The sequence below is a fragment of the Simplicispira sp. GW247-4R2A genome (genome assembly GCF_059424465.1).
Genome location: NZ_JBWKZM010000002.1, coordinates 75,202 through 88,605 on the forward strand (window position 1 = coordinate 75,202; position 13,404 = coordinate 88,605).

13 protein-coding genes are annotated in these 13,404 nt (G+C 60.3%); 10 read left to right on the forward strand and 3 right to left on the reverse strand.

Annotation, left to right across the window (positions count from 1 at the left end; all coding sequences use genetic code 11):
- Positions 1-40: 40 nt before the first annotated feature.
- The 3 genes from AC07ZH_RS01855 to AC07ZH_RS01865 all read right to left on the reverse strand — a co-directional run bounded on the left by AC07ZH_RS01855 (position 41) and on the right by AC07ZH_RS01865 (position 4,184).
- Entirely contained in the window at positions 41-1,612 is a 1,572-nt protein-coding gene (locus AC07ZH_RS01855; RefSeq protein ID WP_495198309.1) for an alkaline phosphatase D family protein, read from the reverse strand.
- On the reverse strand, positions 1,609-3,135 hold the full coding sequence (locus tag AC07ZH_RS01860) for a GGDEF domain-containing protein (protein WP_495198310.1): 1,527 nt from the start codon (positions 3,133-3,135) through the stop codon (positions 1,609-1,611). The genes AC07ZH_RS01855 and AC07ZH_RS01860 overlap by 4 nt, the downstream gene beginning before the upstream one ends.
- 74 nt (positions 3,136-3,209) lie before the next feature.
- The gene (locus AC07ZH_RS01865) at positions 3,210-4,184 is read right to left on the reverse strand and encodes an NADPH:quinone oxidoreductase family protein (RefSeq protein ID WP_495198311.1); all 975 of its coding nucleotides are present in this window, start codon (positions 4,182-4,184) and stop codon (positions 3,210-3,212) included.
- Positions 4,185-4,319: 135 nt separating this feature from the next.
- Here AC07ZH_RS01865 and surE point away from each other — a divergent pair, with 135 nt between their 5' ends.
- The 10 genes from surE (at position 4,320) to AC07ZH_RS01915 (ending at position 13,398) form a co-directional block, all read left to right on the forward strand.
- Positions 4,320-5,111: a 5'/3'-nucleotidase SurE gene (gene surE / locus AC07ZH_RS01870; protein ID WP_495198312.1), complete on the forward strand. Its 792-nt coding sequence runs from the start codon at positions 4,320-4,322 to the stop codon at positions 5,109-5,111.
- Positions 5,108-5,896 carry a protein-L-isoaspartate(D-aspartate) O-methyltransferase gene (locus AC07ZH_RS01875; RefSeq protein WP_495198313.1) on the forward strand — a complete coding sequence of 263 codons (789 nt, stop codon included), beginning with the start codon at positions 5,108-5,110 and terminating at the stop codon, positions 5,894-5,896. Before surE ends, AC07ZH_RS01875 begins: the two co-directional genes overlap by 4 nt.
- Positions 5,897-5,908: 12 nt before the next feature.
- Entirely contained in the window at positions 5,909-6,784 is an 876-nt protein-coding gene (locus AC07ZH_RS01880; protein WP_495198314.1) for a peptidoglycan DD-metalloendopeptidase family protein, read from the forward strand.
- 4 nt (positions 6,785-6,788) lie between these two features.
- Entirely contained in the window at positions 6,789-7,799 is a 1,011-nt protein-coding gene (locus AC07ZH_RS01885; RefSeq protein WP_495198315.1) for an RluA family pseudouridine synthase, read from the forward strand.
- 189 nt (positions 7,800-7,988) lie between these two features.
- On the forward strand, positions 7,989-8,603 hold the full coding sequence (gene scpB / locus AC07ZH_RS01890; protein WP_495198479.1) for an SMC-Scp complex subunit ScpB: 615 nt from the start codon (positions 7,989-7,991) through the stop codon (positions 8,601-8,603).
- A 27-nt stretch (positions 8,604-8,630) separates the two neighbouring features.
- Positions 8,631-9,911 (forward strand): pseudouridine synthase, encoded by a 1,281-nt coding sequence (locus tag AC07ZH_RS01895; RefSeq protein ID WP_495198316.1) that lies wholly within the window; start codon positions 8,631-8,633, stop codon positions 9,909-9,911.
- Between the two features lie 115 nt (positions 9,912-10,026).
- Positions 10,027-10,452, forward strand: a complete 426-nt coding sequence (gene ndk, locus AC07ZH_RS01900; protein WP_495198317.1) for a nucleoside-diphosphate kinase — start codon at positions 10,027-10,029, stop codon at positions 10,450-10,452.
- Between the two features lie 58 nt (positions 10,453-10,510).
- On the forward strand, positions 10,511-11,668 hold the full coding sequence (gene rlmN / locus AC07ZH_RS01905) for a dual-specificity RNA methyltransferase RlmN (protein WP_495198318.1): 1,158 nt from the start codon (positions 10,511-10,513) through the stop codon (positions 11,666-11,668).
- Entirely contained in the window at positions 11,661-12,494 is an 834-nt protein-coding gene (gene pilW / locus AC07ZH_RS01910) for a type IV pilus biogenesis/stability protein PilW (RefSeq protein WP_495198319.1), read from the forward strand. Before rlmN ends, pilW begins: the two co-directional genes overlap by 8 nt.
- Positions 12,487-13,398 carry a helix-turn-helix domain-containing protein gene (locus AC07ZH_RS01915; protein ID WP_495198320.1) on the forward strand — a complete coding sequence of 304 codons (912 nt, stop codon included), beginning with the start codon at positions 12,487-12,489 and terminating at the stop codon, positions 13,396-13,398. Before pilW ends, AC07ZH_RS01915 begins: the two co-directional genes overlap by 8 nt.
- The last annotated feature ends 6 nt before the right edge of the window (positions 13,399-13,404 follow it).

Here is a 13,404-nt window from a genome sequence, read left to right on the forward strand (position 1 = left end):
AGCGTTAGTAGCTATCATTTCAATAGTTCATTGGCGTGATCTATGCCTCTCGAATGGGCCCGGGATGGCCTGGTTCGACCACAAAACGCGCCAGTGTGTGGACGGCGCTGTCCATCCGCATCGGGTCCTGCACCACCTGCAGGTGGGTGGTCCAGAGCGTGGGCGTGATGTCGGCCAGGCCGTAACCGCGCTCACCGCAGCGCGCCAGCAAGACATGCGGGTTGCGCCGCACGATGGCATCGAGCTTGGCCTGTGTGGTGCCGGAGCGCGAAGAGATCGAGGTGCCGCAAAACTCGCTCGCTACCGCCGGCCCATCCAACGCTTGCGCCTTCTTGGGCACCTGGCAGACATAGTTCTGGTGAATGTCTCCCCCCAGCACCACCGTGCGTGTCGGCGTGTGCCGCGCAATGCTGGCCGTCAGGCGCTCGCGTGCTGCGGGGTAGCCGTCCCAGGTGTCGGTGGACTGCATGCCAGAAGGGTAGTGGCGCGGCGAGAACAGGGTCTGCTGAGCGAGCACGCTCCAGCGCGCGCCGTGCTCAGCATCCTGCGCCAAGCCCGCATCCAGCCAGCGCTCCTGTGTGCGGCCCAGAAAACTGCGCGTGGCCTGTTCAAGCTCTGCGCATTGCCCTGCCCGCACAGCGCCAGCGCCGGATGTGTCGGCACGGCGGCAGGCCTGTCGGTCGCGGTATTGGCGCCCATCGAGGACATGCAATTGGGCGAGTTGGCCCCAGGCAAGGCGTCTGTAGAGCTGCAGCGCGGCAAAGCCCGGCACCGCGAGCCGGGCGGCGCCCAGCGGCATGTGTTCATAAAACGCTTGAAAGCCCGCGTTGCGCAAATCTGCAAAGCCAGCGCGGTCCCAACGGCCGGTGGTTCCCGCCCAGTCGTTTTGTACCTCGTGGTCGTCCCAGGTGGCGACCCATGGGCACGCAGCGTGCGCAGCCTGCAATTGCGGGTCGCTCTTGTGCAGTGCGTACCGGTCGCGAAAATCGGCCAGGGTGCTGGCGTGGCGCAGGCCATGGACACGGGCCAGACCTATGGGGTCTGCTGGCGTGGCGTATTCGTAGATGTAGTCGCCCAGGAAAAGCACAAGGTCCGGGGCCTCGTGGGCCACATGCGCCCAGGCCGCGTAGTAGCCGTGCTCCCAGCGCTGGCACGAGGCAAATACCAGCCGCAAGCGCGCTGGCAGGTCTTGCAGGGCCGGTGCGGTGCGCGCCTGCCCTGCACGGCTGGTGGCCGCGCCGTGGTGAAACCGGTAATGGAACCAGCGCCCAGAAGGCAGGCCCTTGATTTCCACATGCACGCTGTGCGCAAGCTCGGGCATGGCCATGGCGGAACCGCGCTGCACGATACGGCGAAAGGCGGCGTCTTCGGCCAACTCCCAACGTACGGGAAGGGCGGTGTCTGCCAGCGGCGCGCCGTCGCCAAGCAGCCGCGTCCAGAGAATGAATCCGTCAGGGCTCGGGTCGCCGCTGGCCACGCCGAGGCCAAACGGGTCGTGGTGCAGGGCGCGTGCGCCCCAGGCCGAGCGGGGCAGGGTTCCTGCCACTGCCGCCTGTGTCGCCAGCGCGAGAAAGTCTCGCCGGTCAAGGGGCGCATGCACCACGGTGGTCAAGCGGCAACGACGCGGTTCTTGCCCTGGCGCTTGGCCAGGTACATGGCCTGGTCGGCCCGTTTGATCGCCCCGTCGCTGTCTTCGCTGGCCGCCAGTTCGGCCACCCCTGCGCTGAAGGTGATGAGGAGCTTTTCGTTGTCCTTGAGGAAGAAATTCTTGGTCAGCTCGCGCTGCAGGCGCTGCATGGCCTCAATCCCGGACGCCAGCGCCGTGTCAGGCAGCACAAGGACGAATTCCTCGCCACCGTAGCGCGCCAGCATGTCTTGCGGTCGCATGACCGAGCGCACCACATCGGCCAGGTGCACCAGTGCTGCATCGCCCGTCGCGTGGCCAAGGCGGTCGTTGATCTGCTTGAAATTGTCCACATCGAGCAGCGCTATGCACAGCGGCGTCTCCGCGCGGCGGCCACGCGAGATTTCACGCTCGAGCACTTCGTCCAGCCCCTTGCGGTTGAGCGAGCCGGTAAGGGGGTCGTGGCGTGCCTGCAGGCTCACCTGGTCGAGTGTTTGCTGCAGGCGCACCAATTCGTCGTGCTTGTCCTGGGCGCGCTGGCGCAATTCGTGCAGCTCGTCGTGCGCCACCTGGCTGTCGAGCGCGATGGAGCGGGTGGCGCCGATGACCTGTTTGAGGACTGGCGCGATGTCTTGGAGCGTGTTGGCACGGGCAATTTGCTCTGCGCAACCCTCCATGGTTTCGTGGTAGGTGCTGCTGGCTTTGGTCATCGTGCCCAGGCGCTCGATGAAGGCGCCCAGCATCTCCTTCATCTGCTCCTGCGCTTCCACCATGCGGCCCTTGGCCTCGGTCTGCTTGAAGATGACGTCCTTGAGGCGGCGCTGGACGTCATCCAGGCGGCGCAGGGTCAGCGGCTGCGCGGTGGCCTGCACCAGGGCCTCGGTCTGACCTGCCAGCCAGCGATCGTCCACGCTCAATGCCGCCATGTTCTCGAACACCATGTGCAGCAGTTCGAGCAGCAAATTGCGCACCGCAGCCTGGTCTTCGGTGGCAAAGGAGAGCCGAAAGCTGAAGTTGGCCAGCATCAACTGCAGAGTGCTGGTGGGAGGAGAGGGGGAACGCAGGAACTGCACCAGCTGATCGCCGAGCAGGTGGACCCGCGCGTCGTCGGTGCTCAGCCCGGCGAGCGTGTTGTCCACCATCCGGGCAATCTGCTCTGCGAGATCGTCGGGCAGTGCCATCGCTTGCTGGGCCGCCTGCGAAGTTTCCGCGACCGAGGTGTCACCCAGGCCGAGTTTGGCATACCCGACCATGACAGCCTGAAGCGCCGTCCAGTCGTGGGCGCCGACTGCTTTTTCAAACTGGTCCAGCAAACGTCGCTGTACGGGGGTTTGGCCCGGAACCACGCGCAAAATCTGGCGCAGCGGCCCTTCAGGGAAAGGTGCCGGGCTGCGCACGCCCGCGATTTCGTCGTAAATGTTGCGAAAATTATCTGGCGTAGGCGCCATGCGCCGGACAGCGAGTTGCTTCAGCGTTTCGCGCGCAAGGTCCGAAGGATTCCGCTCAGCCATGAACCATCACCTGAAAAAAACACGCAAGTGTGACACGCCCGCAGGCGCAGCGTGGTTTCTGGGGCAGTAAAGAGTCAGTTCACCAGTACCAGCTTCCCCTGAACCGCGCGCGAACCCATCCGTGCGAAGGCCGCCGGCAGCTCTGCCATCGGCATGGTGCGATCGATCACGGGCTTGATGCGGCCCTGCGCGTACCACTGCGCCAACTCCCCCATCATCGCCGCATTGGCTTTGGGCTCGCGTTTGGCAAATTCGCCCCAGAACACGCCCACCAGCGACGCGCCCTTGAGCAAGGGGAGGTTGAGGGGCAGGGAGGGAATCGGACCCGAGGCAAAGCCCACCACAAGGTAACGGCCGCGCCACGCAATCGAGCGAAACGCGGGTTCGGCGAAGTTGCCGCCCACCGGGTCGTAAATCACGTCCGGCCCTTTGCCGTCGGTCGCCTTTTTGATGGCGTCCCGCAAGTCCTCGGTACTGTAGTTGATGGTGGCGTCGGCCCCGAGTGACCGGCACAAGGCGCATTTTTCGTCGGTAGAGGCTGCTGCGATCACCCGCGCGCCCATGGCCTTGGCGATCTGGATGGCGGCGGTTCCCACGCCGCCCGCTGCCCCGAGTACCAGCACCGTCTCGCCCGCCTTGAGTGCCGCGCGGTCCACCAGTGCGTGCCAGGAGGTGGCATAGATCATGATGAACGCAGCAGCGTCCACGTAGGGAAAACCGTCGGGCAGGGGCATGCACAGAGCAGCGGGCGCCAGCGTGTGGGTTCCGAAGCCACCGGTACCCGACAGGCAGGCAACATTTTGTCCTGGTTTGAGGTGGGTGACGTCGGGCCCCACGGCCTGCACCACGCCCGCGTACTCCGAGCCAGGCACAAACGGCAAGGCGGGCTTCATCTGGTACTTGTTCTGCACGATCAGCAGGTCAGGGAAGTTCAGGCTCGCCGCCTTGATCTCGATAAGCACCTGGCTGGGGCCGGGCACCGGTGTAGGCAATTGCGTCCATTGGAGGGCTTCGACGCCGGTGGGTTCGGTGCATAGCCAAGCGTGCATGGAATGTCTCCTGATTCGACAAATCGCGATGATAGGGTGGGCATGGAGGGTATGAATGTCCCGGTAGCGACGGCGTTTGGATTGGGGCTTTGGTCGCGGTGCGCAGCCTACAATCCACAGCCGATGCCCAGCACCATGAAGATACTGATTTCCAACGACGACGGCTTTCAGGCGCCCGGCATCGTGGCGCTGCATGCGGCGCTGGCACGCATAGCGCAAGTCGAGGTGGTGGCGCCCGAGCACAACAACAGCGCCAAGTCGAACGCTTTGACCTTGCACGCGCCTCTGTATGTGCAGACCGCTTCGAACGGTTTTCGCTACGTCAATGGCACGCCCGCCGATTGCGTGCATATCGCGCTGACAGGTTTGCTTGACTACCGGCCTGATCTCATCGTTTCGGGGATCAACAACGGCGCCAACATGGGTGACGACACGATTTATTCGGGCACGGTGGGCGCGGCCATGGAAGGCTACTTGTTCGGTATCCCGGCGATTGCGTTTTCACAGGTCGACAAAGGTTGGGGCGAAATTGGGGCAGCGGCTGCCAAGGCAACGGAGATCGTGCAGCAGCTGACGGCCGGCAGCCTGTCGGGTCAGCCACCCTGGCTGCTCAATGTGAATATGCCCAATTTGCCGCTCGATGCCATGCGTTCGCTCAAAATTTGTCGGCTGGGGCGTCGCCATTCCGCTGAACGCGTGATTGTGCAAGAGAGCCCTCGTGGTGACACGATGTACTGGATCGGCAGTGCCGGCGCAGCCAAGGACGATACCGAAGGGACCGACTTCCATGCCACTGCGCACGGTCATGTGGCGCTGACACCTCTGAAGGTTGACCTGACCGATCATGACAATCTTCGGTATTGGGCCCAGAGTGCCGCGCAGTGGGATACCAGCGCGCGTGGTGCAGGTGCTTCGGAAGCGGCATGAACCAGCGCCGACCGGGATTCCCTGCACGCATCGCGGCGTCTCCAAAAGGCGCTTCAGTGCCAGCGCGCAGTTCGACTTCGGCTCCGCGCCGCGTTGCTTCATGGGCGTCAACGGTCGCCCCCGCGGGCGTCGGCCTTGATTCGTCCGCCGTACGCGAGCGCATGATTGAGCGCCTTGCGGCAGGGGGCGTGGTCAACCTTGAAGTGCTTCAGGCCATGCGCACGGTGGAACGACACCGCTTTGTTGATTCTGCATTGGCCAATCAGGCCTATGAGGACACCAGTTTGCCGATTGGCCTTGGACAAACGATCTCCAAGCCCAGCGTAGTCGCCAGAATGGTGGCGCTTTTGCTCGGGGCGCCTGGTGCGCGCGCTGATGGCTTGGGCCGCATACTTGAAATCGGCACGGGCTGCGGCTATCAGGCCGCGGTGCTCAGCAGGCTTGCACGCGAGGTCTACAGCATTGAGCGTCTTCGCGGATTGCATGAGCGTGCCCGTGCCAACTTGCGGCCGTTGCGCCTTGCCAATGTGCATCTGCTCTTGGGAGATGGAACCTTGGGTTTCCCCACTGGCGCTCCCTATGCCGGCATTCTGGTGGCTGCTGGTGGAGCGGCTTTGCCGCCTGCCTGGTGCGAGCAGCTGGCGGTGGGTGGGCGATTGGTGGCACCGATTGCCGACGCTTCCGGAACCCAGTCTCTGCTGGTCATTGATCGCTCAGCGCAAGGCTTTTCGCAAACCTTGCTCGAGCCTGTGCATTTCGTGCCCCTAAAATCGGGTCTTGGTTGAAGGAAAATACATATGCTGGTTTCGCGTGTTCGTGTTCTAGGGGTTTCCCTGTTGATTGCCGGTTTGACGCTCGCAGGATGCAGTACTCGAATGACGCGTGCTCCGGTGGAAGACAGGGGTACCGCAGTCGCATCTGCTCCCGTGGCCGCAGCAGTGGTTTCGCCCACGACCACCGCCCAGCAAGACAACGTGGCGCGTCCCGGCACCTATACGGTCAAACCGGGGGATACTCTTATTCGAATTGGCCTCGATACGGGCCAAAGCTGGAAAGATATTGCGCGCTGGAATCAGATAGAAAACACCAATCTGATCGAAGTAGGTCAGGTGCTTCGGGTAACGCCCCCAGGTGTCGCAAATGCTGCGCAAGCCAATCCGGGGGTGGTCACGCGCCCTGTCGCTCCACCTTCAGTCGCCCCGGTGGCCGCAGGAGCGCCCGCGCAGTCGCCTTCGACATCGGCAGCGCCTGCTGTAGCTACCGCTCCTGCAGCGCCCGCGGTGGCGGGTGCAACTGCCGCTGAGGACGGTACCAGCTTCATCTGGCCTTCGAGCGGTAGCTTGATTGCGGGTTTTGACGAAGCACACAACAAAGGCTTGGATATTGGGGGTAAGAGTGGCGACGCCATTGTGGCTGCGGCCGACGGGCGCGTGGTGTACGCGGGAGCGGGCTTGCGAGGCTATGGAAACCTCATCATCCTCAAGCACAGCAATACTTTTCTTACGGCCTATGCCCACAATCGAACGCTGCTGGTCAAGGAAGACCAGACAGTGCGCCGGGGCCAGAAAATTGCCGAAATGGGCAGCACAGATTCTGACCGGGTGAAACTCCATTTCGAAATCCGCCGCCAAGGAAAACCTGTCGATCCCGCGCGCTACCTGCCGGCCCGTTGATCGAATGGCCCCTTCGGCGCACAAGCGCGCTTTCGTGTCGAGTGTTTTGCAAGAAGACCTTGATGAAGCAGACGACACGCCGGCTTCAATTGAGGTTCGCAGGTTGGCAATAGTCAGTGCACACCACGGCGAGCGCCTTGACCGGGCTTTGGCGCAGCAGGTGCCCGAGTTTTCGCGCTCGTATTTGCAGCAATTGGTGGCTGCTGGCGCCGTGTGCGTCAACAGCCAAATTTGGCGCAAACCTTCACTGCGTGTGAAAGTGGGTGATTGCGTTGAGCTGGAAATGCGGCCCACGCAGGAAAGCCAAGCGTTTCGCGCAGAAAACATCGCGCTTGACGTGGTCTACGAAGATCCGCATCTGATGGTGGTCAACAAGCCGGCAGGCCTGGTGGTGCATCCCGCCCCCGGAAATTGGAGCGGAACACTATTGAATGCCTTGTTGGGGCGTGACGCCAGTGCCGCGCAAGTGCCGCGTGCCGGTATCGTGCATCGCCTTGACAAGGACACCAGTGGGTTGATGGTGGTAGCGCGCACGCGCGCTGCTATGGATGTGTTGGTGCGCATGATTGGCATGCGCCAGGTGCATCGGAACTACCTTGCGATTGCACAGGGGCGCTGGCAAGGGCCGGCGGAGCGTGAGGTGAGCGCCGCCATTGGCCGTGATCCGCGCAACCGCCTGCGTATGGCGGTGGTCGATCTGACGCGGCAGGCAGGCAAGACGGCGCGCACCGATGTGCATTTGGTGGAGCAAGGTCAGGCGCATTGTCTGGTGCGCTGCACCCTGCATACAGGTCGGACACACCAGATACGGGTGCACATGGCGCATATCGGCTTGCCGCTTGTGGGCGACGTCCTCTATGGCGGTACACCAGGCCTTGGTCTTTCACGCCAAGCACTGCATGCTTTTCATTTGAGGTTTGACCATCCAGTGGAAGGACGTCCGCTTTCTTTTGACGCCTGCCTCCCCCCAGATATGCAGAGTGCCTTGCGTGCAGCGGGTCTTCAAGGGATGTGACACGTCGGCTCCTGGGTGCATTGCACTACAATTGAGTACCTCAAGCCTGCGTACCCGCGGTTTTTTGTTCGAGGCCAGGGTTTGACGCAGTGCACACTGCGCGTGCGCACCACGCCCACCCCCCCCAAATTTCCCTATTTGTTTTTTGCCCTGCCGCTGCGCAGCCATTTCCCGGAGACGCCGACGACCATGATGACGGTGGACGCCCAACGGGTTCTCGAAACCGCCCTGATTTGCGCACAGCAGCCCCTTAGCGTGCGTGAACTGCGTATTTTGTTCGACGATGCGGTCGGAGCGGACACCATCAAGCAATTGCTTGAGGACCTGCAACTTGAATGGGCGCAGCGTGGCCTGGAGCTGGTGCAAATCGCTTCTGGGTGGCGCTTCCAGTCGCGGCCTGCGATGCGCGAATTTCTTGATCGGCTCCATCCAGAAAAGCCGCCCCGTTATTCCCGGGCAGCATTGGAAATACTGGCCATCATTGCCTACCGTCAGCCTGTGACGCGTGGCGACATCGAAGAGGTGCGCGGGGTCACGGTCAACAGTCTGATCCTCAAGCAGCTTGAGGATCGGGGATGGATTGAAGCGATTGGCCATCGCGAAACGGTGGGGCGGCCGGCATTGCTTGCCACCACACGGCAGTTTTTGGACGATCTCGGCTTACAGTCGCTCAGCCAATTGCCTGAGCTTGATCTTCCGCATGCGCTCAGTGCCATGGATGCTTCCGCGCAGTCGCACGTGGGAGCGTCTGTGGAGCAACCCGAATTTTCTGAGTTTAGGCAAGAAGATGTTCTCAGTCAGTAAGCAGCACGTTATCTACGTCGTACCTATATGAACCATCCCGAGCCCCCCAAGGGCGCACTTCCGGCAGACTCTTTTGTCGCTCCTTCCTCTCCCGATGCTTCGGCGCTAGGGAATTACGAGCCCGGACAGGAGCAGAGCGTGCAAAAAAGGGCGGGTGCAAACGCTGTAGCGCGTGGCGTTCAACGTGGTCGGCATGCGCAACAGTCTGATCCCGAGGGCTATGTCTTTGCCGATGTGGTGTCCGGGCAGTTTGATGCCGACACGACCGAATCGGTAGATACCGCTTTCAAGCGTGTCTTGCCACCCCAAATGGAAACGCCCAAGCTGCACAAGGTTTTGGCGCAAGCGGGTTTGGGCTCGCGCCTGGAAATGGAGCAGCTTATTCTAGAGGGGCGAATCTCGGTCAACAACGAGCCTGCCCACATTGGCCAGCGCATTCAATATGGCGATCAGGTCAAGGTGAACGGCAAGCCGATACGCTACCGCATTGATCCTCCTCCTGCACGCGTCATCGCGTACCACAAGCCCGTTGGCGAGGTCGTAACGCACGATGATCCACAAAATCGTCCAACCGTCTTTCGCAAACTGCCGCGCCTGCAACATGGGAAGTGGCAATCCGTAGGAAGGCTGGACCTCAATACAGAAGGTTTGCTGCTGTTCACCAGTTCGGGTGAACTTGCCAACCAGCTCATGCATCCCCGCTTTGGCCTGGAGCGTGAGTATGCTGTGCGCGTTCTAGGGGCGTTGAGCGCGGAAGAAAAAGAGCGCTTGCTCGCCGGGGTTCAGCTCGACGACGGTTTGGCTGCATTTGGCACTATTGAAGAAGGTGGCGGTGAGGGATCCAACTGCTGGTACCGCGTCACCATCTCGGAAGGTCGCAATCGCGAAGTTCGGCGCATGCTGGAGAGCGTGGGACACGCGGTCAGCCGCTTGATCCGCATTCGCTACGGTGCCATGGTGCTACCCAAAGGCCTGCGCCGGGGCGCTTTTGTTGAACTCGGAGAAGGAGACATTCGCGCGTTGATGCAGGCAGCAGGGGCCGTTGCGCACAGACAGCCGGCCGGATCTGCGCAGCGTTTCGGCAGTTCAAGCGGCCGCGACACACGCAGCCGATCTCGCGACGGCGCTGCGGCGCTGCCAAATTCTGGACACAAGGCAGCCAATGCCAAGAGCGCAGCCACGGGAGTGCAGCCCGATCCGTTGAAGACTTCCGTTGGCTACATTGGCTCGGATAGCCTGAAACGTCAGCGCCAAGAGCAGCGCCGCGACACCCGTTCCGCTTCAGGTGCTCGTCGGCGTGGGCGTTAAGGCAGAGCCAGGCGTATTTGGCCCCGCTTGCGGCGTCTGCCGCAGCGCCAGCTAGAATCAAGAGTTTTGTCGCACTGGCAAAAGACTGTTTTTTTCTACTACAGGAATTTCAAGAATGTCTGTTGAACGCACCCTCTCCATCATCAAGCCCGACGCAGTTGCCAAGAACGTCATTGGCCAGATCTACGCACGTTTTGAGGCCGCTGGTCTGCGCATTGTGGCTGCCCGTATGGCGCATCTCTCGCGCCGTGAAGCCGAGCAGTTCTATGCCGTGCACAAGGAGCGTCCTTTCTTCAAGGATCTGGTGGATTTCATGGTTTCTGGCCCCGTCATGATTCAAGTGCTGGAAGGCGAAAATGCGATTTTGAAAAATCGTGAATTGATGGGTGCAACGGATCCCAAGAAGGCCGATGCGGGCACGATTCGGGCTGATTTTGCCGACAGCATCGATGCCAACGCCGTCCATGGCTCCGATGCGCTAGAGACTGCTCAGGTGGAGATTGGCTTCTTCTTTCCCGGCATGGCCGTGTATTCCCGTTGAGAGGTTGAAAAGCCCCGGATTTGCAGCATTTGTTTGTTGAAAATTGGGGCACATAGGCATGAAAAAGAATCTTCTCGAATACGACTTGGCAGGGCTGGCAGATTTTTGTCAAGACCTTGGGGAGAAGCGCTTTCGCGCCACTCAGTTGTTTCGCTGGATTCATCAGCAGGGAGAAACCGATTTCGGCAAGATGACCGATATTGCCAAGGTTTTTCGCGAAAAACTTGTGCTGCATGCCTATGTTGAGGCCCCTCCCATTGCCAGTGAACATCGCTCGACCGATGGTACGGTGAAATGGCTTTTCAACGTGGGAGGCGGTAACGCAATTGAGGCGGTATTTATTCCGGAAGACGGGCGGGGTACCTTGTGTGTCTCCTCGCAAGCCGGCTGCGCCGTGGGCTGCAGGTTTTGCTCCACCGGTCACCAGGGTTTCAGCCGAAATCTGACAGCAGGTGAAATCATCGGGCAACTCTGGTTTGCCGAACACACCCTGCGCCGTACGCTGGGTTGCGCTGATCGGGTCATCTCCAACGTGGTGATGATGGGCATGGGCGAGCCCTTGCAAAATTACGGAGCATTGGTGCCCGCTTTGCGCACAATGCTTGATGACCATGCCTACGGGCTTTCGCGTCGCCGGGTCACCGTATCCACCTCAGGGGTCGTGCCGTTCATGGATAGGCTTTCGGTCGATTGTCCTGTTGCGCTTGCGGTTTCCTTGCATGCTCCCAGCGATATGTTGCGTGACAGCTTGGTGCCGCTGAACCGCAAATACCCGCTGCAAGAATTGATGAGCGCCTGTGTACGTTATCTCGAGCACGCTCCGCGAGATTTCATTACTTTTGAATACTGCATGCTCCATGGAGTTAACGATAGCCCTGAGCACGCACGGCAATTAATTGCACTGGTGCGCGATGCTGGACCTGCCGGGCAGTGGTGCAAATTCAATTTGATTCCGTTCAACCCGTTTCCCGCATCAGGACTGGTTCGTTCAGGGCAAAGTGTGATCGCTGAGTTTGCCCAGATGCTCAATGATGCAGGCATTGTGACCACCGTCAGGAAAACGAGGGGGGACGACATCGACGCGGCGTGCGGACAGCTTGCAGGGGAAGTCAAGGATCGCACGCGTGTCATACAGCGTATGGCAGTGCGTCGCACTGCACCCATTCATTTTGCGGAGAAGGCGACATCCGCTTTTAAGGAGGCCGACATTGACTGAGTCTTCTGTGCGTTGGGGATTTTGGGTCGAAACCCTTTTTGCGCTGTGCTTGCTCTTGGGCGCTGGAGTGGGGCTCACCGGATGCGCCGGGCTCGGAAAAACAACTGCTGGAGCGCAGGAAGGGCAGTATCTGACATCGTCAGATGAGCCCGAGGTGCGACGGCGCGCACGCATTCGCCTGGAGCTGGCCGTCAGCTATCTGGGTCTTGGACAGACCAAGGTGGCCTTGGATGAAGTGAAACAGTCGCTTGCAATTGATCCCAGCTATCCCGACGCGTACAACGTGCGGGGGCTTGTCTTTATGCAGCTCAATGATCTCGTGCAGGCCGATGATAGTTTTCAGCGCGCGCTGGCATTGCGCCCCGGTGATCCAGATATTCTGCACAACCGTGCCTGGCTTTTGTGCCAGCTAAAGAAATATACTGAAGCAGACCAGATTTTTACGACTGTATTGGAAAATCCAAAATACAGCGATAGAAGCAAAACTCTCATGACACAGGGGCTGTGCCAGGCACGCGCGGGTAATCCTGAACTTGCTGAAAAAACGCTCCTCGTTGCATATGAACTTGATACGGGAAACCCAGTCATTGGCTACAACATTGGCGCATTGAAATTCCAGCGAGGAGATTATAAGAGCGCGCAATTTTATATTCGACGGATTAACAATAGTAATCTTGCCAATGCAGAATCGCTTTGGCTGGGTATCAAAATTGAAAGAGCCCTCGGTGATTCGGTAGCCATGCGCCAACTTGGCGATCAACTGCGTCGCCGTTTTCCTGATTCACGCCAGCTCGCTGACTTCCAACGGAGCGCTTTTGATGAGTAAGGGCGAGTGGGACGAGTCGGCGGAGAGTGTTGGTGGTGACACTTCAGCTTCTTCCGCAGGGCAATTGCTGCGCCAGGCCAGGCTGTCAGCGGGTATTCATATCGAGTCAATTGCGTTTTCTCTCAAAGTTCCGGTCAGCAAGATTGAGGCGCTTGAGCGAGATGATTTAGAGGTTTTGCCAGATGCTGTTTTTGCCCGTGCGTTGGCGAGCAGTGTTTGCCGGACATTGAAAATGGACCCTGCTCCTGTGCTTGCGTTGCTGCCACAGACCGCCGTACAGTTCTTGCCTGCCAATCATGCTGGCGTCAATGCGGTTTTTCGAGATGGCTCGGAGCGCTCGGGGTCGAGGAGCGCATTGGCGCGGGTTTCCCGGCCACTTGGGTTGTTGGTCATCGTCCTCTTGTTAGGGGCAGGAGTTCTTGCATGGATGCCGAGTTCATGGCTCCGACTGGACTTTACAAATGCCCCCAACCCACAGCCAGTTGCAGTGGTCAACACATTGCCGCCACCCGTGGGCACTGATGTAGCCAGCAAGCCGCAAGAAGCCGCAGCGGCTACCCCGAAAGCCACCGCATCGGTGGCGCCCGTGGAGCCAGCGACTTCAGCAATGAAACCGATTTCCACCACACTCGCATCCGAGTCTGACCATCTGGTCGCCGCGAACACGCCACGGCTGATGATGACGGCACGTGGCGAAACCTGGGTTCAGGTGAAAGACGCGCAGGGCGGAATTCTTCTTGAGCGCATATTGCGCGCCGGAGAAACCGCCTCTGTTAATCAGCCGGGCCGATTGAGCGTGGTCGTAGGGCGTGCTGACGCGACAGAGGTAAGTGTGACGGGGGAGAAGTTCGATATTGCGTCCTTGGCACGGGAAAATGTGGCAAGGTTTGAGATCAAACCGTGATTCAGC